Annotated in this window: 23 protein-coding genes, 1 tRNA gene and 2 pseudogenes; 10 read left to right on the forward strand and 16 right to left on the reverse strand. The window is 63.5% G+C overall.

Translation table 11 applies throughout. From position 1 onward, the window contains the following. From A9X00_RS16870 to A9X00_RS16885, 4 genes are all read right to left on the reverse strand, one after another. On the reverse strand, window positions 1–317 hold a 317-nt coding region (locus A9X00_RS16870), incomplete at its 3' end, for a TetR/AcrR family transcriptional regulator (protein WP_156772136.1). 73 nt (window positions 318–390) lie between these two features. Next, entirely contained in the window at window positions 391–1,392 is a 1,002-nt protein-coding gene (locus A9X00_RS16875) for an NADP-dependent oxidoreductase (protein WP_067155613.1), read from the reverse strand. A gap of 130 nt (window positions 1,393–1,522) precedes the next feature. After that, complete coding sequence (locus tag A9X00_RS16880; RefSeq protein ID WP_067155616.1) at window positions 1,523–2,416, reverse strand: short-chain dehydrogenase/reductase; 894 nt, start codon at window positions 2,414–2,416, stop codon at window positions 1,523–1,525. Window positions 2,417–2,705: 289 nt separating this feature from the next. Continuing rightward, window positions 2,706–3,311, reverse strand: a complete 606-nt coding sequence (locus A9X00_RS16885) for a TetR/AcrR family transcriptional regulator (RefSeq protein ID WP_369830762.1) — start codon at window positions 3,309–3,311, stop codon at window positions 2,706–2,708. A 62-nt stretch (window positions 3,312–3,373) separates the two neighbouring features. Between A9X00_RS16885 and A9X00_RS16890 the strand changes: the two genes are divergently transcribed. From A9X00_RS16890 to A9X00_RS16900, 3 genes are read left to right on the forward strand one after another with little or no spacing between them, the layout of a single operon-like run. Continuing rightward, on the forward strand, window positions 3,374–4,237 hold the full coding sequence (locus tag A9X00_RS16890) for an SDR family NAD(P)-dependent oxidoreductase (RefSeq protein WP_067155619.1): 864 nt from the start codon (window positions 3,374–3,376) through the stop codon (window positions 4,235–4,237). A gap of 46 nt (window positions 4,238–4,283) precedes the next feature. Next, a complete protein-coding gene (locus A9X00_RS16895) occupies window positions 4,284–5,150 on the forward strand; it encodes an alpha/beta fold hydrolase (RefSeq protein WP_067155622.1) in 867 nt (288 codons plus the stop codon). After that, complete coding sequence (locus A9X00_RS16900) at window positions 5,147–6,010, forward strand: alpha/beta fold hydrolase (protein ID WP_067155625.1); 864 nt, start codon at window positions 5,147–5,149, stop codon at window positions 6,008–6,010. Before A9X00_RS16895 ends, A9X00_RS16900 begins: the two co-directional genes overlap by 4 nt. 39 nt (window positions 6,011–6,049) lie before the next feature. On the opposite strand, the gene A9X00_RS16905 is transcribed toward A9X00_RS16900, so the two are convergent. Both A9X00_RS16905 and A9X00_RS16910 read right to left on the reverse strand, forming a co-directional pair. Next, complete coding sequence (locus tag A9X00_RS16905; protein ID WP_156772137.1) at window positions 6,050–6,298, reverse strand: hypothetical protein; 249 nt, start codon at window positions 6,296–6,298, stop codon at window positions 6,050–6,052. 454 nt (window positions 6,299–6,752) lie between these two features. Beyond that, the gene (locus A9X00_RS16910; protein ID WP_067155630.1) at window positions 6,753–7,616 is read right to left on the reverse strand and encodes an SDR family NAD(P)-dependent oxidoreductase; all 864 of its coding nucleotides are present in this window, start codon (window positions 7,614–7,616) and stop codon (window positions 6,753–6,755) included. A 198-nt stretch (window positions 7,617–7,814) separates the two neighbouring features. Between A9X00_RS16910 and A9X00_RS16915 the strand changes: the two genes are divergently transcribed. Together A9X00_RS16915 and A9X00_RS16920 are read left to right on the forward strand one after the other, a co-directional pair. Beyond that, window positions 7,815–8,360, forward strand: a complete 546-nt coding sequence (locus A9X00_RS16915; protein ID WP_067155633.1) for a nuclear transport factor 2 family protein — start codon at window positions 7,815–7,817, stop codon at window positions 8,358–8,360. A gap of 159 nt (window positions 8,361–8,519) precedes the next feature. Beyond that, window positions 8,520–9,375 (forward strand): annotated as a pseudogene (locus A9X00_RS16920) (TIGR03619 family F420-dependent LLM class oxidoreductase). Between the two features lie 132 nt (window positions 9,376–9,507). Here A9X00_RS16920 and A9X00_RS30000 read toward each other — a convergent pair. The 6 genes and pseudogenes from A9X00_RS30000 to A9X00_RS30005 form a co-directional block, all read right to left on the reverse strand. Then, window positions 9,508–9,918 (reverse strand): annotated as a pseudogene (locus A9X00_RS30000) (VOC family protein); the annotation flags it as partial. A 66-nt stretch (window positions 9,919–9,984) separates the two neighbouring features. Beyond that, window positions 9,985–10,755 (reverse strand): SDR family NAD(P)-dependent oxidoreductase, encoded by a 771-nt coding sequence (locus A9X00_RS16925; protein ID WP_067155636.1) that lies wholly within the window; start codon window positions 10,753–10,755, stop codon window positions 9,985–9,987. A 323-nt stretch (window positions 10,756–11,078) separates the two neighbouring features. Beyond that, window positions 11,079–11,705: a TetR/AcrR family transcriptional regulator gene (locus A9X00_RS16930; protein WP_067155662.1), complete on the reverse strand. Its 627-nt coding sequence runs from the start codon at window positions 11,703–11,705 to the stop codon at window positions 11,079–11,081. Between the two features lie 401 nt (window positions 11,706–12,106). Further along, window positions 12,107–12,817 carry a TetR/AcrR family transcriptional regulator gene (locus tag A9X00_RS16935; protein ID WP_067155639.1) on the reverse strand — a complete coding sequence of 237 codons (711 nt, stop codon included), beginning with the start codon at window positions 12,815–12,817 and terminating at the stop codon, window positions 12,107–12,109. A gap of 197 nt (window positions 12,818–13,014) precedes the next feature. Then, window positions 13,015–14,295: a cytochrome P450 gene (locus A9X00_RS16940; protein ID WP_067155642.1), complete on the reverse strand. Its 1,281-nt coding sequence runs from the start codon at window positions 14,293–14,295 to the stop codon at window positions 13,015–13,017. Window positions 14,296–14,334: 39 nt separating this feature from the next. After that, window positions 14,335–14,532 (reverse strand): ferredoxin, encoded by a 198-nt coding sequence (locus A9X00_RS30005; RefSeq protein ID WP_082975343.1) that lies wholly within the window; start codon window positions 14,530–14,532, stop codon window positions 14,335–14,337. Window positions 14,533–14,759: 227 nt separating this feature from the next. On the opposite strand from A9X00_RS30005, the gene A9X00_RS16945 reads away from it, so the two are divergent. From A9X00_RS16945 to A9X00_RS31985, 3 genes are all read left to right on the forward strand, one after another. Further along, window positions 14,760–15,314, forward strand: coding sequence for a TetR/AcrR family transcriptional regulator (locus A9X00_RS16945; protein ID WP_067155665.1), 555 nt, complete (start codon window positions 14,760–14,762; stop codon window positions 15,312–15,314). A gap of 192 nt (window positions 15,315–15,506) precedes the next feature. Then, window positions 15,507–16,346 carry a mycofactocin-coupled SDR family oxidoreductase gene (locus tag A9X00_RS16950; protein ID WP_067155644.1) on the forward strand — a complete coding sequence of 280 codons (840 nt, stop codon included), beginning with the start codon at window positions 15,507–15,509 and terminating at the stop codon, window positions 16,344–16,346. A 473-nt stretch (window positions 16,347–16,819) separates the two neighbouring features. After that, on the forward strand, window positions 16,820–16,966 hold the full coding sequence (locus A9X00_RS31985; protein ID WP_232006853.1) for a hypothetical protein: 147 nt from the start codon (window positions 16,820–16,822) through the stop codon (window positions 16,964–16,966). An 81-nt stretch (window positions 16,967–17,047) separates the two neighbouring features. Here A9X00_RS31985 and A9X00_RS16955 read toward each other — a convergent pair. From A9X00_RS16955 to pgm, 3 genes are all read right to left on the reverse strand, one after another. Then, window positions 17,048–17,120 (reverse strand) — tRNA-Ala (locus A9X00_RS16955). Between the two features lie 56 nt (window positions 17,121–17,176). Then, the gene (locus A9X00_RS16960) at window positions 17,177–18,328 is read right to left on the reverse strand and encodes an MFS transporter (RefSeq protein WP_369830763.1); all 1,152 of its coding nucleotides are present in this window, start codon (window positions 18,326–18,328) and stop codon (window positions 17,177–17,179) included. Window positions 18,329–18,399: 71 nt separating this feature from the next. Next, window positions 18,400–20,028 (reverse strand): phosphoglucomutase (alpha-D-glucose-1,6-bisphosphate-dependent), encoded by a 1,629-nt coding sequence (pgm, locus tag A9X00_RS16965; protein ID WP_067155650.1) that lies wholly within the window; start codon window positions 20,026–20,028, stop codon window positions 18,400–18,402. Between the two features lie 81 nt (window positions 20,029–20,109). On the opposite strand from pgm, the gene crcB (A9X00_RS16970) reads away from it, so the two are divergent. Both crcB (A9X00_RS16970) and crcB (A9X00_RS16975) read left to right on the forward strand, forming a co-directional pair. Beyond that, complete coding sequence (crcB, locus tag A9X00_RS16970; RefSeq protein WP_067155653.1) at window positions 20,110–20,508, forward strand: fluoride efflux transporter CrcB; 399 nt, start codon at window positions 20,110–20,112, stop codon at window positions 20,506–20,508. Next, window positions 20,505–20,873 (forward strand): fluoride efflux transporter CrcB, encoded by a 369-nt coding sequence (gene crcB / locus A9X00_RS16975; protein WP_067155656.1) that lies wholly within the window; start codon window positions 20,505–20,507, stop codon window positions 20,871–20,873. Before crcB (A9X00_RS16970) ends, crcB (A9X00_RS16975) begins: the two co-directional genes overlap by 4 nt. A gap of 9 nt (window positions 20,874–20,882) precedes the next feature. Here the strand turns inward: crcB (A9X00_RS16975) and A9X00_RS16980 are convergent. Next, window positions 20,883–21,134 (reverse strand): GNAT family N-acetyltransferase (locus A9X00_RS16980; RefSeq protein ID WP_156772139.1); only part of this gene is annotated, 252 nt, incomplete at its 5' end.

Raw genomic sequence — 21,134 nt, forward strand, 5'->3', positions numbered from 1 at the left:
TTGTCGGTGGCGAACCGTCGAGTCGCCAGGGCCATCGAAAAGAGGGCGGTGACCGGATCTTTGCTCGATGGTGCGGCGGCGAAGGCGCGACCCAGATCCTGAAACCCTCTGTCGACGACAGCTTGGAGGAGCTCAGGAAGTCCGCCGAGGTGGTAATAGACCGCGATCGTCGACACTCCCGCGGCCTCGGCGACCGACCGCGCCTTGATCTCGGATGGCCCCTTCTCGGCGAGCAACGCCGTGGCCGCATCAACCAATCGCTCCACGGCCTGTTCTCTTGTCAGTCGCGGTGCGGTCTCCTTGCGAGGTTGGGGCATTGGAGCAGGCACCTCCCATCGCGACCGGCATAGAACTCGTAGAACGAGGTTACAAGCCGCGACGGCCGTAGGGTCAATCGACCGCGACGACGACCTTGCCGGCCTTGACCTTGCCGCTCTCCACGTAGGCGAGCGCGTCGAGAGTTCGGTCGAATGCGAAGACCGAGTCGATAACCGGGCGTAGTCGTCCCGACTCGTAGAGGGCCGCGAGCTCTCGGAGTTGCGCACCACTGGCCCGCATGAACAAGAACGAATAGCGGACCCCGAGCTTCTTCGCGGCCCTTCGGACCTTGCGGCTCATGAAGGACAATACGAACTCGAAAGGCTTGGGGGCGCCGAGCTGCTTGGCGAACCCGGCGTCGGGCGGACCGGCGACGCCGATCGCCAGGCCGCCGGGCTTGAGCACAGTGAGCGACTTCATGAGGTTTTCGCCGCCAAGCGAGTCCACCGCGACGTCGTAGCCAGAGAAGATCTGGGAGAAGTCCTCCTTGGTGTAGTCGATGACGACATCGGCTCCGAGGCTGCGGACGAGTTGCTCTGTGCGGCCAGAGGTCGTTGTCGCCACGTGCGCACCAAGGTACTTGGCGAGCTGGATGACAGTGGATCCGAGCCCTCCGGCGCCGGCGTGGACGAGGACCTTCTGCCCTGGCTTGACCTGGGCCTTCTCGACCAGGATCTGCCAGGCGGCTAGCGCGACCAAGGGGACCGCCGCGGCCTCGTGCAGTGTCAGCGAAGCCGGCTTGCGTGCGACGTCCTTCTCGTCGATCGCGATGTACTCGGCAAGAGTTCCGATGCGGAGGTCGCGTGGACGCGCGTATACCTCGTCGCCGACCGCGAAGTCGCGGACTCCCGGACCCACCTGGGTCACCACACCCGCGACGTCATGGCCGATCGTGAAGGGGGTCTTGTATTTCAGGAGCTGCTTGAACTCGCCGTTGCGGAGCATCTTGTCCAGTGGATTGATGCTCGCCGCGCGCACCCTGACCAGGACGTCACTGTCGCCGACCCTCGGGTCGGGTACATCCGCGACGCGGAAACCGTCTTTGCCGTACTTCGCGACGACGAATGCTTTCATTCTCGGTCCACTTTCATCAGAGATCGACGGCCGATTGGCCAGCCTGTATAACTTTGTTATACAACGAGCATTGCTTCGTTATTCCCATAGGTTCAAAAGAGGCCGAATCGTCGTCCGAGCCGGGCAGGGACTATCGCGTGACCGACGCCGAGCGGATTTCGGCGGCCGGCACGAGTTGGTCGAGGCGTCCCAATGCGGCGACCTCGCGCTCGAGTGCCGGAGTCACCTCGGCTGCGAACCGCCTCATCCACGGCCATGCGGCTGGCGAGTTGAGAGCGGCCTTGGCCCAATTCGCAACCACGACTGCGCGCGGGACGTACACACGGCGGCGCCGGCGCACAAGACCGCGCACGATCGCGGCTGCGACCCTGTCGACACTGGTGGTGACATTGCCGGGATACGGCAGTCGCGTCCGAAGTTCTTGGAACGAGGGAAGATCCGCTTCGGCGCTTCTCACCAGGTCTGTGTCGATCCACGATGGATGGACCAGGCCGACGGTGACGCCGAGGTGCGCAACTTCTTGGCGGTAGGCCAGAGCGAGCATTTCCACCCCGGCTTTGCTTGCGGCGTATGAGGCCAGACCGGCTAGTGGCGTGAACGATATCGCGGACGCCACCACCATCGCGTGGCCTCGACTGCGCTCCAAATGGGGCGTCGCATATTTGAGGGTGCGGAAGACGCCGTTGAGGTTGATATCGACAACCCGTTCGAACGATGCCTCCTCGGCTTGCCGGACCGTTCCATACGCAGCAACCCCGGCATTGGCGACGACGATGTCGATGCCGCCCATCGCCAACGCGCAGTCATCGATCGCCGAATGCAAAGCGGCGCCGTCACGTACGTCAGCCTCCCACCACGACACTGCGGGGCCGAGCTCAGCTGCGAGGACGCTCAGCCGATCGGGTTCGAGCCCGATCAGAGCCACACGAGCACCACGGGCGAAGGCAAGCCGTGCCACCTTCTCACCGATGCCACGTGCGGCTCCGGTGATAACCAACTTTCGGCCTGACAAGTTACGACGCATGAGATGACTATAACTTCGTTATAATCCAAGTGCAATAGGTCACGTCTCAAATGGGTGGCCCGTCCAGCCGCGACGCCTCTGGCGCATCCGGCCAGCGGCCGCAGAATTGGGGCGCTGTCCCGCAACACAACTACGAGGAGTGTCGCCGTTTTGGTTTCTGCGGAGCGGGTTGTTCCTCTCGAAGGTGGCGGAGATCAGTGCATCGTCGAACCGATGGGATGGCGTAGTGGTGTGAGGACGTGGGCCGGCGAAGCCGCCGGTGCCGTGTATCGACGGTCGTGTGGCGTTGTCAGTTCGGGCTGTTCAGGCTCAGGAGCTCGAGCGCAGAGCTGATACCTGCCTCGAGCACGCCGTCGGACAAAGTCGGGTCTGTGACCGCGCGCGCGAGTTGCATGCTGCCGATGAGAAGTGTGAACAGCCCGGTCGCCCTGCTCCGCGCGGTCGACGGATCATCTGGCGACAGGTGAGCTGCCACTGCGTCGACAATGGCTTGCACGCCCCCGGTGTAGGAATCCCGGACCTGTCCGTCGCAGCGGCCTATCTCGTCGAGCAGAGCCGCTGACGGACACCCAGTCGCCGGTTGGTCGCGGTGATCCGGCGAGAGGTATCCGCGGATGAACTGCTCGATCGCCTCCCTGCCGGGTCGAAGCGACCGCAACGTGGCGGCCTGAATGTCCAGTTGGTCTGCCACCACGTTGGCCACTAGGTCGTTCTTCGACGCGAAGTGCGCGTAGAAGGCACCATTCGTGAGCCCCGCGTCCGACATCAACGTCGCAACACCGGATCCGTCGATACCGCTGCGTTTCAGACGGCGCGCCGCGTGCTCGATGATTCGGCGCCGCGTCTCGCTCTTGTGCGACTTGTCGTATCTGGCCACCGCCATCCCTTCTGCCAAAGCATCTTCTTGACTCACCATACCCTATTGACGTACGGTCATAATATTATGATTGGCAGACAATGAGGCGCACTGCTCGCGGGTTGCCGTATGACCTCGTCGGCAAGGTCTCCGTGATCACCGGCGGAACCAGCGGCATCGGGAACGCAACCGCCCGCGAGCTCCTTCGCCGAGGGGCCAAAGTAGCGGTGCTGGACATCAACCCGCACACGCCGCAGATCGCCGAGGGATTATCGGCGACAGCGGCCATGGGCGTCGTGGCCGATGTGCGCAGCCGCAGCGAGATGGAGTCGACGGTGGCCAACGTGGTCGACAGGTTCGGTCGCGTCGACATCGCCGTCGCCAATGCGGGCATCCTGCCCCCTGTCGGCACCCTGCGTGTCACCTCCGAGGCTGCCATCGATTCGGCCTTCGCCGTGAATGTGACTGGCGTCCTCAACACGGTCCACGCAGCGATGGACGAGCTCATCACCCACCGCGGCCAAATTGTCCTGATCAGCTCGGTATTCGCATTCCTCAATGGGATGGGCGTCATCCCCTACGCGATGACTAAGACCGCCGTCGAGGCACTCGGGCGCGGACTTCAGATCGAGCTCGCCGCACACGGCGTGACGACCACGACCGCCTATTTCTCGCTGATCAACACCAAGATGATCAGAGACGGAGTCGACGCCAATCCGATTGTGGGACAACTGCTCAACGCACTACCGCCCCCCTACCGGCTGCGGCTCGAGCCAGAGACCGCCGCTTCCGCACTGGCTGAAGGACTGGTCAGTCGGGCGCCCCGGGTGGTAGTTCCAGCGCGCTGGAATGCGATCTCGGCACTGCGGGGCATCATCCACCCCCTGCTCGACGCCCGCCTGTCGCGCGATCCGAGCACGCTCAAGGTCCTTGCCGAACTCGACAGGCTCAATCGAGATGACTGAGCGTTCCCTCCGCGTCGTACGCGGGCAGCACACCGAAGGAGATCCTATGGCCACCTGGAAAGACGTACCCACACGCAAGATTCGCGCTAACGGAGTCGAGTTCGCCTACCGCGAACTCGGGCCCGCTACTGGTGTTCCGGTAATTTTTCTGCACCATCTGACCGCAGTTCTCGACGACTGGGATCCGCGGGTCATCGACGGAATCGCCGCGCACCATCGTGTCATCGCGTTCGACAATCGGGGGGTCGGCGCGACGAGCTCCAGGGTGCCCACGGAGATCGACCAGATGGGCGCGGACGCGATCGCCTTCATCCGGGCGCTGGGCCTGACGCAGGTCGACCTGTTGGGATTCTCATTGGGCGGCGCCGTCGCCCAGATGATCGCCCTGCAGGCGCCAGAGTTGGTGCGACGCATGGTCCTGGCCGGCACGGGACCGCGCGGCGGAGGAGGCATCGAGCAGATCACCAAGATCTTCATCATCGCCTACGTCAGAGCCGCTCTCACACTGAGTGATCCGAGGAATTTCCTCTTCTTTCCTCGCACCGGTGAAGGCAAGCGCGCCGCCACCGACTATCTGCGCCGCCTCAAGGAACGCACCAACGACCGCGACGAGCCCATATCGATACAAGCTCGTGTCGCGCAACTGAAGGCGATCCGGCGGGCGGGCTTGAGCGCCCCCGATGACCTGTCGACGATCACCCAGCCGGTCCTGGTGGCCAACGGTGACCACGACCTGATGGTCGCCAGCAGCCTCTCCGCCGACATCGCGCAGCGCATTCCCAACGCGGAGTTGAAGATCTACCCGCGCTCCGGACACGGCGGAGTGTTCCAGCACCACGAAACGTTTGTTGCCGACGTGCTGCGCTTTCTCGGTGACGACTCAACCAACGATGACAAAGGGAGTGTTCGATGAACAACGCAAACCACAACGATGAGCTGATCCTGTCCTACCGTGATGCTCCGGCACGCACCGTCAGCGCCGGCAGAGTGAATTTCGCCTATCGGGAGCTGGGCCCCAAAGGGGGTGTGCCGGTGGTGTTCTTCGGCCATCTCGCGGCCGTTCTCGACAACTGGGATCCGCGCATCATCGATCCGATTGCCGCGCATCACCACGTCATCGCGTTCGACAACCGCGGTGTCGGCGCCTCCAGCGGCGATGTGCCACTCAGCGTCGAGGAGATGGCCGACGACGCCTACACGTTCATCACCGCACTCGGGCATCGCAAGATCGACATCTTCTCGTTCTCGCTCGGCGGTATGGTCGCCCAGGCGTTCGTGCTCAAACACCCGGAGATGGTCCGCAAGCTGATCCTCACCGGGACCGGACCCGCCGGCGGGAAGGGGATCGACAAGGTCGCCGGGGTCACGTATTACGACATGGTGCGTGCGACTCTCAGACGTGTGGATCCTAAGGAGTTGCTTTTCTTCAACCGCGACGACGTCGGTCGCCGCGCAGGTCGCCAGTTCGTCGAACGCCTGGAGGAACGCACTGAGGATCGCGACACCCCCATCAAGATCAGGGCACTCCAAAGGCAACTCAAGGCGATCAAGAAATGGGGCCGCTCAGCACCGGCCGACCTGTCGAAGATCAGCCAACCCACGCTCATCGCCAATGGCGACCACGATCGGATGGTGCCGACACCCCTCTCCGAAGACCTGCACCGCAGGATCCCGGGCTCGCGGCTCATCATCTACCCGAACTCCGGCCACGGTGGAATCTTCCAATATCACGCCGAGTTTGCCCCGAAAGCGGTCGCGTTCCTGGCCGACTGAACCCGTGCGCGCGGTTGACGGTGTCCGACTGCAGCCCGGTCAAATTGTCGATATGCGTGTGCGGCCACCGGCGACGGTGGGCACGTGGCGGCCGATCTCGTCTGGCTCGATGATCCGCAGCGCCCCGTCGGGACCGTGGTCCTCAAGCAGCGTCTTGAAACGCTCTGCGGCGGGCAGGTTTTCGAACGACAGTGAGCGTTGCCGGCCGTTCTGGCGCCACAAGACGCGGTAGGTGCTCCCGGCGCGGTTCTTCTGGGCGTGGATGCTTGCCACGACGGCTGATGTCACGTGAAGCGTTACGTCAAACCGGACGTAACTTCTAAAAGTGCCTATGAACTGCACTTATACGGTGGAGCTAAGGGGACTCGAACCCCTGCTTTGACCAGGCAAAATCGGGGTTCACCTGCGGATTCGCTACATCTCGTTCCGATTCATTCCCGTCCGTTACCTGCGGTTTTGTTTTGGCGTCTTGACGGCGTCAAGGCTCCCTGGCGACGTCGCCCTTCAAATTTGCGAGGTCTCTATGGGCGAACGCATTGCTAATCCCCAAATGAAATAGTTTCACCCCGACGCTTGCGGCGTCACTTGACACCCAGAGTTATTGACGCCCTAGCTGGCCCAGACGGATGCCACCTGGGCGCGATGGGATCTCCGGCCAAGCTCACGGGACGGGGCCGCAATCTCCGGCAAGGCAACGGGCCGCCGCCAGTCAAACCGACACGCACAAATCAACTTCCGGTAGCTACCGCATGACATGTGGGTACTGCTGATGCGGATGGACGTCGAACAGGTCTCGGTAGGAAGGCGGTTGGCGTCCGCCGTCATCCTTGATCCCATACTTCAGTGCCAACTCAGCGCCAACCAACGTTTGTCCACTGACCTCCAGGAGGTCTTGGTCGTTGTACAGTGCCCAGATCACATGGCCGGTCAGTTCCGGGGTTTCCGCACTCTCCAAGATGTGGCCCAACTTTGTTGGGTTGGTCGCGATGATTTGGCGGACACGGTCGGTGAGTAGAGATCCCATCCATATCGAGATCGCCGCGATCCCGGAACCCTCGAAGTCGACCGCCATGTCGGCCGCCATTTTGTCCGTACCTGCCTTCGGCACGCCGTAAGCCGGGCCGAAGGCGTAGTGCACGGCACCGGACGACGACGTGAAGACGACCAAACCCTTGGTTTGCGGCAGCATCAACGGCGCTGCACACACCGTCGCGACATAACTACTACGCAACCCCACGTGGAGTGTGTCGAGCACGTTGAGCGGTTCTTCCCAGAACTTGGTCCGCCCCATCATTTCGTCGCGGATAATCGCGGCGTTGTTGACCAAGATGTCGATCCGGCCCTGTTCGCGCTCGATTTGCTCAAACAATGCCTTGACCTGCTCGTCGTCGCCGTGGTCAACGCGGACCGCGATCCCCTCGCCACCGGCCGCCGTCACGCGTTCGGCTGTCTCTTGAATCGTGCCCCGCAGAGCGGATTCGCCTGGATTCTGGGTGCGACCGGTGACATAAACCGTGCACCCGTGAACCCCGAGCGCATGTGCGATGCCGGCCCCAGCGCCGCGGCTGGCCCCGGTAACCACGGCTACCCGCCTTGTTTCCAACATGTCGGCCCTTCCTTTCGCCATCACGTCAATCCCTGGCGTCGTCGTCCTCGCGATTTAGCCATCCGTGGATGCACGTGAATGCTATACGTACGTATAGCAGCCATGAGGCGGGTCCCGGGACCATAACCGACTCCGACCGGATATGTGCTATACAGATGTACAGTCGGTGTCGGCCCGCCGCATCCGAAAGGACGATTCATGACGAACCCCACCCAGCTACACAAGCGCCTGCAGTACCTAGAAGATCGGATGGCCATCCTCGATGTGGTTATGAACCAGTCGCGCGGCCATGATCGGCACGATGCAGAACTAATGGCGAGCGTTTACTTCGAAGATGGCGTCGATGAACACGGTCCGGTAATTAAATCCGGTCCAGAGTACGGCGATTACGCGAACGAAGCCCACAGCTCGGTGTTCGAGGACCATCTGCACAACATCACAACTCACACGTGCGACATCCGCGGCGACGAGGCGCACTGCGAAAGCTATGTGATCGGCGCCATGCGGATCAAGGGCGGCAGGGCCGTGTCCCTGATGGGAGGGCGCTACCTGGACCGCCTCGAGCGTCGCGACGGGGTCTGGAAGATCGTACTGCGGCGGTGCACCGTCGAATGGATGATGAGTGGAGACTCATCCATTCTGGCGTCGGGCGCGGTGAGAGGCTTCATCAAAGGCAAGTGGGACCACACGGACCCGTCCTACATCCGCCCCCTGCTCCTGGACGCTCCGGTCGATCGGTGGTGACCGATCGGTCGTCCGCCACAAAGGAGTCCACAACATTCCAGAGACGCAAAAGCAATGAAGCTCTGCGGGAATCGGACCCAGCCGAGTCAACCCGTGACTGTAGTGCCGTGGACGGACGCCTACACATCCGCAAGAAACCGTTGCGGCGAAGGAGGATTGATGCATCTGGGATTCGTCTCCCTGAATACACCCGGAGACATAGCTCCCGGAGTACTCGGCCCCGAGCTGGAATCGCGTCGATTCGAGTCATTGTGGGTCGGCGAGCACCCGCAGGTACCGGTCTCGGCCAAGGATCGGTTGCACCCCGGCTTACTGCAGGCGCAGAAGCAGATGTGGGATCCGTTTCTCTCGCTCCTGACAGCCGCTCAGGCAACGACGCATCTCCGCATCGGCACAGCCGCCGTACTGCCCCTCGAACGCGAATTATTCACCCTCGCTAGGGAAGTCGCCACTCTTGACCAGATGAGCGACGGCCGGCTGCGGCTTGGGGTTGGCGTCGGGAATCCGCGCCCAACGAGCGGTGCACCAGTCGATTGACTGGTGCGATCCCTACCGGGCCTTGGCCGACATCGTGGCCGCCCTCGACTCACTATGGATCGACGACGAGTCGCAACACCACGGCGAATTCTACGACTTTGATCCGGTGTGGTCGTATCCCAAGCCAATTCAACGGCCACGACCGCCGCTGCTGGCCGCCGCCACCGGTCATTACGCGATACGAGATTGTCTGGCGTGGGCCGACGGCTGGCTTCCCGGCGATGCCGCGTTCGCGGACGTGACGAGCTCAGTGGCGGATTTCCGCAGGACAGCGGAGGAGGTTGGCCGGGATCCTGCAACACTGGACCTGACAATCATGGCATGGGGGGATCCCACCCTTGCCGTTCTGGCGATATATCGCGACCTCGACTTCAACCGCGCCATAGTCGGTGGCGGTCGGCGCGGTGGCCAGGATGCGTCGAGGACATTGCCGTTCCTTGATCGGTATGCCGAGACAATTGACGAGCTGCGTTCTTAACGGGAGAGCGGTTGACGGCGGGCTCGAGAGTGACTGGCCATCACGCCGACTCGAGTCGTGATCCGCTCTATGAAGCATGGGAACGCGCTGCGCGGCAACTCGTAGTCCGATCGACCTGGATCTGGCGCGCAGGACGGGCCGCACGCTGGCGTGGATCAACTCGACTAGTTGTCCCTCCGGATCACGCAGCATGCAGGCGAATCCCGCCTCGGCGATGATCACTCCCTCTGCGTTTCGGACCGCCTCTTGGGCCTCGGCCATGTCGCCGACGGCGATCGACAGGTGTGTAAGACCGGCGTCAATCATCGTGCGCTCACCACCCTTTGGCGCGGGGTGTTCGCGCAACGTGAGCAACTGCAAAACGAACTCATCATTCTCCAGATAGGCGGCCTCGAAACCGATCGGCGGGGTGATTCCGAGCAATCCGCCGGAAACCGCGTCGGGTGCGGCGAGCGGCTTTGCCTCAACAAATCCGAGTGCCTCGTAGAAGCGCTTGACTCTCTCGATGTTGCGCACTCGCAAGCCCAGATGGCTGACGTTCATGCCTGTCTCCCCAAGCGAGTTGCGCGGTGGCGATGCATACGCCGCGCCGCCGTTGGAGCCCCTGGATCAGACGCCGGCCGGGCCAGGGCCACCCTGCATGTACAACGTCTGACCCGAGCAGTAACTTGCGGCGTCGGAGGCGAAAAACAAAACTCCGTAGCCGATCTCGTCGGGCTCTGCGATACGACCGGAGGCGTTCGTCTGCCCGACCATGTCCGGCTCGAAGCCTTGTCGCTGGGCATGCGCCTCAAGCCCAGGGGTGCGGATCGCACCGCACGCGATGCAGTTGACCCGCACGCCCTTGCGGGTCCATGCCGCCGCCATCGATCCGGTCAAGTTGTTCAAGCCCGCCTTGGCCGCGCCGTAAATCGGTGCATCCTGCATGGCCACCAAGCTGGCACCGGAGGAGATGTTGACGATCGCGCCTTTGCCGTGCTCGATCATCGGCTTGACCGCAGCCCGCGACAAGTACCAAGCGCTGGAAAGGTTCAGGTCCAACACCTCCCGCCACTCCTCGTCGGTCCACTTCATTAATGGCTTTGTTTCGCCACCGCCCGCATTATTCAGCAGCACATCCAAGCGACCGAACTCGGCGAGCGTCGCGTCGACCAGCGCCCGGCATTGGTCCGGCTGGGTCACGTCGGTCGGCACCGCAATCGCGCGGCGGCCAAGCGCTTCGATCTCGCTGACCGTAGATTTCAGCGGCTCGACTCGCCGTCCTGCGAGCACGACATCCGCACCGTGCTGGGCCAGGACGAGCGCCGAGGCCCGTCCGATGCCGGTTCCACCGCCAGTGATGACCGCGACGCGGCCCGCTAACGAAAACCTATCGTTCACAACGCCACTCCCGATCTCTGCCCGTTACACCTAGTCATGCCATACGACTGTACAGCATTGGTCGACCGGACGACATGAATCGCCGAAACAAATCGTTTCGCCGGCCTCGTGACGATTCGCAACAACCACCCCCGGCGCGTTGCATAACAACTTGGCGGTGTGGGCTGAGGGCGTCGGACCAAGGGGCCCGCTTTCGCAACGGCTTCACATGGTGCTATCGCTTCTTCGCGGCCAGCACAATGCAATTCTTGGCGAACCTGGGTCACGCCGACAGTCGATGTCAACACACGAAAGTTGTTGGGGTACAACCGCTATCGACCTCGTTATGCCGGTGGCTTGAAGGGCTTACGATCACGTCGGGCGGCACCTGGCTCGATTGCATCGAGGTAGTGCTCAAACGCACGCACAACCTCCGCGTGGGCCGACTTGACCCCCACGCCTTTTTCCAAGTTGACGAATTTTGGAATACCGGAGATCAGCAAAACCAACGCGCCCAGCGACAGACCGTCGAAGCGCGCGTCCACACCGAGCGTCTGAGTTAGAACATCGATCTGTAACTTCCGCACGCGCCCGGTCACCTTCGCGATCTCTGAGCGGATCGACTTTCGGTGGTTGCCAAGCGCCATGAACTCCGTGATTAGTGCCCCAGTTCCCTCATTCCAGCTGTACTCCCACATGGCATGCAGCGGGTCGTCGGCTCGCTTCTGCAAAGCGCTGCGCAGCCGTTCGAGGTTGCGGTCGGAATAGCGGCGGATCGCCGCCAGGAAGATTTCGTCAAGGGTCGGAAAGTAGTACTGGACCAAGCTTGCCGTGACGCCAGCTTTGGACGCTAACGCGCGGTAGCTCACGCTGGCATAGCCCTCCTCGAGCATCATGTTCTCTACACAGTCCAACAAGGCGTCGCGTGTCTTTGACGCTTCTGCGCCCACGCGGCGCGGCGATGCTGCCATGGTCACCTCATCGTCATTGGCCGAATGAGGCAATCTTGCCACTCGACGTCAGCTGTACACACGTATGGTGACATCGGCCCTGCTCGTTCTCCCGTCTACCCGACACGTGGCTGCCTCGACAGCAGCTCCATTAAAGATGCAGCGTGTCCTGCGAGGGGCCGCTGCGCATCGAACTTTCGCGTCGGGACCGGCGGCAAGACCTGCACACCAACACGAACCTACTGCGTGTTCGGCCGCGGTGACCCGCTCATTACCTGCCCGGGGCGACCGCCGCAATGGTGATCAGTTCATCGCGGCCAGTGAAGCTATCGCCAGCCAACTTAGTCATCCGTCTGCAATTTGATCAGGCGGTGAGTCCGCGGCTGCGTTGGACTTTGGCGATGATGTCGTTTGCGGTGTCCTTACCACCGGAGGGGCCAGGTGGCGCGGTCCGGATGGTCGCATCCGGTGACGATCGCCATGGTGAGCTCGGTGACCCTGGCGAAGGCTCCATGGCGCCGTCGCCTGCCGGTGAGTTCCTTCGGCCGAGCGCACGGCCTTTCGGGATACCCAAGAACGCAGTCAAATGCACGCAGACACATTTCGGTAAGACCAGCCCGCGTGATTTTCTGCGACTCAACCCATTTCACGCACGCGGCACGAACGAACGCCAACCAAGCGTCTACAGCAATCTCGGTGACGGCGTGGAGACGTCCCTCGGCGACGAGTTTGTCGGTCAGCCGTTGGGCGATGACATTAAGTTCTTCGGTGATGATTGCCTGGATCGCGGGGTCGTCCGACAGTGCGCCACGGTTGATCGCGATTGCTTCAAAGGGATGGTCGGCAAAATATTGGATGTGGGCCTCGAGTCCGCTGGCAAGCTGCTCTGCCAGCGGCAGCTGCGGGTCGGGATTGGCGCGTGCCAGCAACCGGTGACTAGCGCGCTTGAAGATCGCCACGTACAGCTCCCGCTTGCTCGGAAAATAGTGATACAGCGACGCTCTGGACACACCCGCCCGCGCGGCGATGTCCTCGACGAAGACAGCTCCATAAGGCTTCTCTGCGAACATCGCGGCGGCCGTGTCGAGCAGCTGTTCACGCCGCTGTCGCGGCTCTAGCCGACTTCGTTTCACGCGACGTCCTCCGGCGGATCAAATCGCTGGTACCGGCGAATGTCGGGGTCCGTCAGAGCTGGGCGTAGACGGTCTTGGTTTGCATGAAGCTCTCGATGCCCTCGCGATCCCACTCGTACCAGTGACGGATCTCGTCCACGATGCTCTTCACGATCATTGCAGGCCTTTCGGTCAGAATTTGTGGGGAACGACGGCGGTCATCTCGCAGGTGTGAACTCGATGTGCAGCTCACTCAGTCCCCGAAGCAAGAACGTGGAAGAGTAACGGAATTTCCGGCGCGTCAGCGGCCCATGCTTGGCCTCACTGATAACGAGGTCGCGCGTTCGGTCCAGCAGGCGGTTAATAGTGATCTGTCCTTCCACCCGCGCCAACGGGGCGCCTGCGCAGGTATGGATGCCGCGCCCGAACGCGAGGTGCTCCCGCACATTCTTGCGGTCGACCCGGAACTCGTTGGGGTTATCGAACTTTCGCGGGTCACGATTGGCCGCACCTAGGCACAGCATGAGGATGGTGCCCGCCTTGATGTGCACGCCGCCCAGGGTGGTGGTCTTGCGCGCCAGCCGAAAGTCCACCTTGGTGGGGCTCTGCATGCGGAGTGCCTCTTCTATGAACGGGCCGACGAGATCTCGGTCGGCACGCAAGCGGTCCTGCAGCTCGGGCTGGTCACCGAGGACCTGCACAGCCGAGCTGAGCAGCTTGGTCACTGTCTCCTGCCCTGCCCCGAACAAGAACGTCGCAGGCCGCACCACTTCCAGGAGCGGTGGGGTCGAGCCATCGGGGTAGGTGGCGGTCGCCAGGCCGGTGAGCACATCCTCACGGGGTCGCTCGCGCCGCTCGGCGATGTAGCCGCTGAAGAGGTCGTCGAGATACTGCAGCGGATTGCTGCCCACCGGCTCGTGATCCAGAGCGCCCACCCTGGTACCCGGCGCCGCACCGGCCCCAAGCTTATGGCGGATCTCCGGGCGATCCTCTTCCGGAACTCCGAGCAGATCGGCGATCGCTAGCGTCGCGAACGGCTTGGCGTATTCATCGAGGAATTCGCAGCGGCCGTTGGCGATGAACTCGTCGATCTGCCGGTTGGCCAATTGCCAGATGTAGTCCTTGTTTTCCTGCAGCCGGCGCGGAGTCAGCAGCCGTCCCAACAAGGAACGCGCCTTCTCATGTTCGGGCGGATCCATGACCACCATATGCTCGAAGATCGGGAACTCGTGCCGATGCGCCTCGATCTGTTCGCTGATGTCGTCGCCAACTGGCGTGAATGGCAGCGGCGGAAATGGACCACCGATGGCGTTGACCGCAGAAAACGCATCGAAATCCTTGAACGCGGCCTGGACTTCCTGGTAGCCGGTGACAGCCACCACCCCGTAGTGCGGTTCGCGGAACACCGGGCCCTGAGTGCGCAGATAGTCCCAATATTCGTATGGATCTTGCGCGACTTCGGCGTCGGTGAAGTAGTCGACGTTGACGAGATCGGTCATGGATTAAATTCCTCTTCCTGGCCTGCAACGCGGAGCACGTCAGGGCCCTTCCTCGATGACCACGCTGATGGCTTGGCGCGGACAGGCGGCCACTGCGGCTTCCACGCTGTCGCGCAATGATTGATTCGGCCTCTCATCACAGGTGGCGAGGTCGTCACCAAGATTGAATACCTCGGGCGCGATCTCCACGCAGAGGGCATGCGCCTCACACAAGCGCGGGTTCACCCGAACGCGCATACGGCCGGTCATCCCCGATGACCCCTACTACCGGCGACGCCGGTCAGCGCGACACGCACGATCCCTCCGTCTCCCGTCTGCGGCCCACAAACTGATCGATCGATCAAATGTTAGGATGTGGTATGCCTACCACGCATCGCACACCCCGGTCAAGCACGGCGGGCGCGCCTAAACGCCCGACGACTCGCCAGACCACGAGGAACTCCGATGTTGGCGCACGTAGCAAACTGATAGAGGCGACCGCGCGAATCATGCGGGACGAGGGCTATGCAGCGGCCACGTCGCGACGGATCGCCGCCGAAGCCGGTGTCAAGCAGGCCCTGGTTTATTACTACTTTCCGACCATGGACGACTTGTACGTTGAGGTTCTGCGCAGCGGTGCCGAGGCGGCTTTACAGCGGATGCGAGCCCTGCTGGCCGATGACGACCCCTTGCAGACGCTCTGGTTGATGAACAGCGACTCAGCAGTGACAGGACTCAACACCGAGTTCCTTGCATTAGCCAATCACCGCAAGGCGATTGGCGCAGAGTTAAAGGTATATGCCGAGCGAGTACGCGACATCGAGACGGCCGCGGTCACCATGGTGCTGCGCGCCAACGGCATCGACCTCGACGAGTATCCGGCCGTGGCGATCGCAATGCTGATCGCACAATCCGCACGCAGCCTTTGCAATGAGCGAGCGGTCGGCGTAACCCAAGGGCACAACGAGTTGCGCGCACTTGTCGAGCGCCAGATGAGACTTCTCAAGAGACCTCCAGTCAAGTCGACCCCTCGCACCTAGCGGTTGGCGTCGGGCCAGAGCCGGAGAAAGACAGCTGCGCGGTGAAAGCTCGGATGTGTTCCCCAAGCGGCCGTTGACACCGGGCCCGATTGGTGCCACGCTTCCTGATCGATCGACAAACTTTTTCATCGGCGAACAACTTGCGTCGGGCCGGCTATACGGACCGGCGTCTCGAATCAGTGAGGTGCAGTCATGGGTGGACGAGTTGAGGGCAAGGTTGCGTTTATCACCGGTGCAGCCCGCGGCCAGGGACGCAGCCACGCGGTGCGCCTAGCGCAGGAAGGCGCGGACATCATCGCGATTGATGTCTGCAAACCGATCAGCAGCAATAGGGAGATCCCGCCATCGACACCGGATGACTTGGCCGAGACGGCCGACCTCATCAAGGCCCTCAACCGCCGCATCGTGACGGCAGAAGTCGACGTGCGTGACTACGATGCTCTGAAAGCAGCGGTGGACAGCGGTGTTGAACAGCTGGGCCGCTTGGACATCATCTGCGCCAACGCGGGAATCGGCAACGGCGGCCTGACGCTGGACAAAACCAGCGAAGACGACTGGCGAGACATGATCGACGTCAACCTGTCCGGCGTCTGGAAGACAGTCAAAGCCGGTGTGCCGCACTTGATTTCCCAGGGACAAGGCGGATCGATCATTTTGACCAGCTCGGTCGGCGGTCTCAAGGCCTACGCGCACACCGGCCACTACATCGCCGCGAAACACGGCGTCGTCGGCCTGATGCGGACCTTCGCGGTCGAGCTGGGGCAGCACTCCATCAGGGTGAACTCAATTCATCCGACTAACGTGAACACCCCCATGTTCATGAACGAGGGAACAATGAGGCTATTTCGGCCGGATCTGGAGAATCCCGGCCCAGACGATCTCAGGGTCGTGTCGCAAACGATGCACGTCCTGCCGATCGGATGGGTCGAGCCGGTAGATATCAGCAATGCGGTACTGTTCCTGGCCTCCGACGAATCGCGTTACATCACAGGACTTCCCGTGACCGTTGACGCGGGCAGCATGCTCAAATAGACCCCCCACTTGCCGTTATCGGCAAATGCAGCACGTCGACCGCTATAGGAACTATGACGGTTCCTTTCCTGGCGTCTCCGCGTCCGAGAAGTGCAGGCGCCGACTGTCGAAGCGGTGATCGCGGTATTTGGTGGCCGCCAACGGTCTTGACGATGGCCGGCCCAATCGCGGATGGACTGTTATCCGGCGGGTGGACGCGAATTCTGTGGAATCTCTGTCACGATGTCATGGATCTCGAGGGTGACCCGATCGCCGAGGCGCAGCGACCGCTGGGGACTGCGGCGGTAGCCAATGCCGCCGGGGGTGCCCGACAGGACGTCAGCGTCCGTCGATCATGGGTGCAGTGAGATCGGGTCCTGGCCCGACACGCCGCTGCCGGTACGCGACTGCAGCCGCGAGTTCGCCGCCCAGCGCAAGGCCGCGGGACTCAAGGCGATCGCGCTCGGAAACAGCGACACTCCAACATCTCTCGGATGCGCGCGGCGGGCATCGCCGCCGATGTGGTCGCCGCATGGCACGGTCACACCGAGCGCATGACGCAGGCGGTGTACGGGCGCGCCACCGACGATCGGCTCACCGCCGCGTCGGCGGTGCTCTCGACAGCGATAGGACAGAGTTAGGACACTCGGCCCGGCACCCGATCGGTCCAGCAAATGACAAAACCCGCCCTGATAGCTGTTCAGAGCGGGTTAGGTGTCAAGTGGAGCTAAGGGGACTCGAACCCCTGACCCCCACACTGCCAGTGTGGTGCGCTACCAGCTGCGCCATAGCCCCGAGAAGTCGTGCCCATCGAAGCTACACCACCCGCAACCGTCGTTCAAAGTTGCTGGTCAGGCCGGCTCGAGCGCCGTCCGCGTCTCCGGCGCCGGCCCCCACGCGGCGGCGGCGACCAAGAGAACAATCCCACTGATGCCGAATGCCCAGCCGTAGCTCACGTGCTCGGCGACCCAGCCGACCGCTATCGAGCCGACGATGGCGCCCAGGTCGGACGCCATCTGCACCGCGGCCACGGGAGTGCCCGCACGCGCTTCTCTGCCAAGGATGTCGGCGACGGCGGCCTGCATGGGTGACATGAAGATGCCGGTCGTCAGGCCGGACACAAACCCCACGACCATGAACGCGGGCAGCGACGTCGCGACGCCCAGCGCGGCGGTGGCCACGCCGGATGCCGCCAGGCCGACGATCAACAACGTGCGCCGTCCCATCCGGTCCGATAAGTAGCCGCTGGGAATGACGGCCACGGCGTTGCCGGCCGCGAACGCTGCCAGCACCACGCCGATGACGCCGACGCTGCGGCCCATGACGTCGGAAATGAACAGCGGGACCAGCGCGACGCGCAGCCCGAACGCCGACCAGCCCATCGCAAAGTTGGACAACAGCGCCGACCGATATGCGCGGAACCCCAACGCCTCTCGGATGGTCACCGTCGATCGCGTCGGCGGCAGGGGCGCGGCCAGCGCGGAATTGCGCAAGCCGTAGAACAGCGCCACGGCCACACCCAGCATCGCGGCGCCGTAGACGATGAACGGAGCCGTCAGCCCCCAGCCCGCCGTCAGGGCGCCCACCGCCGGCCCGCCGACCGCGCCGATCATGAACGAGCTGGTGAAAATGCCCGCGATTCGCCCACGCACGTCGGGCGGGCTGATGTGGATCATCAGCCCCAAGGCCGCGACGTAAAACAGCGTCGAACCCAGGCCGCTGAGGGCGCGGAAGAACAGCAGTTGCCAGTAAGCCTGGGAGAACGCGCAAGCGGCGGTGGCCAACCCCACGATCAGCAAACCACCGATGTACAGCCGCCGTTCACCCAACCGTTGTGCCAACAGTCCGCTTATCGGTGCGAAACACAGTCGGGTCAACGAGAAGACCGTGACCAAGAACGTCACCGCCTCGATGCTGACCCCGAAGGTGCGGGCGAAGGCGGGCATCGCCGGCGAGATGACGCCGTAGCCCAGTGCCACCATGATGTTGGCCCAGCTGAGGATCCAAACTTCGCGCGGCAGGCGTCCAGAACGAGGACCACGCCCCCCCGAGCGGGCAAGGCGGAGGGAAAGGGTCACCCGATGACTTTATTCACCACCTCGCGCGCGGCTTCCTGCACCTCCGCCAAATGCTCGGATCCATTGAAAGATTCCGCGTAAATTTTGTAGACGTCTTCGGTGCCCGACGGCCGCGCAGCAAACCACGCATTGGCGGTGGTGACCTTCAGCCCGCCAAGCGGCGCGCCGTTGCCAGGGGCGCTCGTCAGCTTGCCTGTTATCGGCTCCCCAGCGAGCTCGGTGGCGGTCACCTGCTCGGCCGAGAGCTTGGAAAGCCGGGCCTTCTGGTCCCGGTCGGCGGGCGCGTCGACGCGCGCGTAGTACGGCGTGCCGTACTCGGCCGTCAGCTCCCGATAACGCTGCGAGGGGCTCAAACCGGTGACGGCCAGAATCTCGGAGGCGAGCAGCGCCAGGATGATGCCGTCCTTGTCGGTGGTCCACACCGAGCCGTCGCGCCGCAGGAACGACGCCCCCGCCGACTCCTCGCCGCCGAAGCCGATGGTGCCCCCGATGAGGCCGTCGACGAACCACTTGAACCCGACCGGCACCTCGACGAGCTTGCGGCCGATGCCGGCGACCACTCGATCGATGATCGACGAGCTGACCGCCGTCTTCCCGACCGCGATGCCGTCGGGCCAGGACGGCCGATGGGTGTAGAGGTAGTCGATGGCCACCGCCAGATAGTGATTCGGGTTCAGCAGCCCCTCGTCGGGCGTGACGATGCCGTGGCGGTCGGAGTCGGCGTCGTTGCCCGTGGCGATCTGGTAGCGCTCGCGGTTGGCAATCAACGAGGCCATGGCGTCCGGCGAGCTGCAGTCCATCCGAATCTTGCCGTCATGGTCGAGGGTCATGAACCGCCACGTCGCGTCGACCAAGGGGTTGACGACGGTCAGGTCCAGGCCGTGCCGCTGCGCGATCTCCCCCCAGTAGTCCACGCTGGCGCCGCCGAGCGGGTCGGCGCCGATGCGCACCCCGGCCTCGCGGATGGCGGCGACGTCGACCACGTTGGGCAGGTCGTCGACGTAGGTGCCCAGGTAGTCGTAGCGCTCGACGCTTCCCAGCGCGCGGGCCAGCGGGACCCGCCGCACGCCCGATCCGGTGCGCAGAATCTCGTTGGCGCGCTTGGCGATTGCATTGGTCGCGTCGGTATCCGCGGGGCCGCCGTTGGGCGGGTTGTATTTGAAACCGCCGTCGGGCGGCGGGTTATGCGACGGCGTGACGACGATCCCGTCGGCCAGGCCCTCGGTGCGGCCCCGGTTGTACGTCAGGATGGCGTGGCTGACGGCCGGCGTCGGCGTGTAGCGGTCGCGCGAGTCGATCATCGCGACGACGTCGTTGGCGGCCAGCACCTCCAGCGCCGACACCCACGCCGGCTCCGAGAGGCCATGGGTGTCGCGGCCGATGAACAACGGCCCCGTGGTGCCGTGCGCGGCACGGTATTCGACGATGGCCTGGGTGATGGCCAGGATGTGGGCCTCGTTGAACGCCCCGTTGAGCGCCGAGCCGCGGTGACCCGACGTGCCGAACACCACCTGCTGAGCGACGTCGTCCGGGTCGGGCTCGATCGAGTAATACGAGGTGACCAGGTGCGGTAGGTCGACGAGGTCTTCGGGCTGGGCCGGTTGACCGGCGCGCGGGTGGGCCATGGTTACCAATTCTGCGCGCTGCTGTAGGCGCATGTCCCTCTATGCTGCGAAGCGTTCACCAGCCGGAAAGGAACCGAACGCGTGGCACGACCCGACTATCGCGAACTGGCCGCGGTTTTCGTCGGCGGAGCGATCGGCGCCCTGGCCCGCGCGGGCCTGAGCACGGTCTTCGTCCGCGACACGGATCAGTGGCCGTGGCCGACGTTCATCGTCAACATCGTCGGCGCCGCCCTGGTCGGTTACTTCACCACCCGACTGCTGGAGCGGCTGCCGGTATCGAGTTACCGGCGCCCGCTGCTCGGCACCGGATTCTGCGGCGGCTTAACGACTTTCTCGACCATGCAGGTCGAAACCGTCAGGATGATCGAGCACGGCCACTGGGCCATGGCCGCGACCTACACCGTCAGCAGCATCGTGCTGGGCTTCCTGGCCGTCTACCTGGCCACCGCCTTCGTGCGCCGCGTGAGGGTGCGCCGATGACGACCGTGTTGGTCTGGTCGGGCGTCGCGCTCGTCGGCGGCGTCGGGTCGGTGCTGCGGTTCGTGATCGACCGCGCGGTGGCGCGCCGGGTGGCCCGGTCGTTTCCGTTCGGGACGTTGGCGGTCAACATCAGCGGCGCGTTCCTGTTGGGTTTCCTCGGCGGCCTGGCGCTGAGCAAGGACGCGGCGCTGGTTGTGGGCACCGGGTTCGTCGGCGCCTACACCACCTTTTCCACCTGGATGCTGGAAACGCATCGCCTCGGCGAGGAACGCCAGACGTGGACGGCGCTGGCCAACGTCGTCGTCAGCGTCGCCCTGGGCATCGCCGCGGTGGTGTTCGGGCAGTGGGCGGCGTCGCAGGTTTGAGCCGGGCGCTCAGGCCTCGCGGAGCGTGGGCACGTCGTCGGGCGTGCGGGGCAGCGCATACAGCGCCATTCGCCGGTTCGACATGTCGTGCTCGCCCAGGAACACGCAGCCGGCGCGCTCGCAGAATCGCCGTGCCGTCTTGTTGCGGTAATCGGGATCGAACATGATCCGGCGACACCGTGGATCCTGGCCGAGCACGCTCGCGACGAAGTACGGCAGCACGTACCCGGCGATACCCCGATTCACGAACTCTTCGTCGGC

This window comes from Mycobacterium sp. 1245805.9 (assembly GCF_001672915.1).
GTDB lineage: Bacteria > Actinomycetota > Actinomycetes > Mycobacteriales > Mycobacteriaceae > Mycobacterium.

Coding starts and splice junctions, on each gene's coding strand:
- A9X00_RS16915 (WP_067155633.1), top strand. CDS start 7,815: ATGACGAACCCCACCCAGCTACACAAGCGCCTGCAGTACCTAGAAGAT.
- A9X00_RS16900 (WP_067155625.1), top strand. CDS start 5,147: ATGAACAACGCAAACCACAACGATGAGCTGATCCTGTCCTACCGTGAT.
- A9X00_RS16910 (WP_067155630.1), bottom strand. CDS start 7,616: ATGTTGGAAACAAGGCGGGTAGCCGTGGTTACCGGGGCCAGCCGCGGC.
- A9X00_RS16930 (WP_067155662.1), bottom strand. CDS start 11,705: ATGGCAGCATCGCCGCGCCGCGTGGGCGCAGAAGCGTCAAAGACACGC.
- A9X00_RS16895 (WP_067155622.1), top strand. CDS start 4,284: ATGGCCACCTGGAAAGACGTACCCACACGCAAGATTCGCGCTAACGGA.
- A9X00_RS16875 (WP_067155613.1), bottom strand. CDS start 1,392: ATGAAAGCATTCGTCGTCGCGAAGTACGGCAAAGACGGTTTCCGCGTC.
- pgm (WP_067155650.1), bottom strand. CDS start 20,028: ATGGCCCACCCGCGCGCCGGTCAACCGGCCCAGCCCGAAGACCTCGTC.
- crcB (WP_067155656.1), top strand. CDS start 20,505: ATGACGACCGTGTTGGTCTGGTCGGGCGTCGCGCTCGTCGGCGGCGTC.
- A9X00_RS16950 (WP_067155644.1), top strand. CDS start 15,507: ATGGGTGGACGAGTTGAGGGCAAGGTTGCGTTTATCACCGGTGCAGCC.
- A9X00_RS16880 (WP_067155616.1), bottom strand. CDS start 2,416: ATGCGTCGTAACTTGTCAGGCCGAAAGTTGGTTATCACCGGAGCCGCA.
- A9X00_RS31985 (WP_232006853.1), top strand. CDS start 16,820: ATGCGCGCGGCGGGCATCGCCGCCGATGTGGTCGCCGCATGGCACGGT.
- A9X00_RS30005 (WP_082975343.1), bottom strand. CDS start 14,532: ATGCGCGTTCGGGTGAACCCGCGCTTGTGTGAGGCGCATGCCCTCTGC.
- A9X00_RS16940 (WP_067155642.1), bottom strand. CDS start 14,295: ATGACCGATCTCGTCAACGTCGACTACTTCACCGACGCCGAAGTCGCG.
- A9X00_RS16890 (WP_067155619.1), top strand. CDS start 3,374: ATGAGGCGCACTGCTCGCGGGTTGCCGTATGACCTCGTCGGCAAGGTC.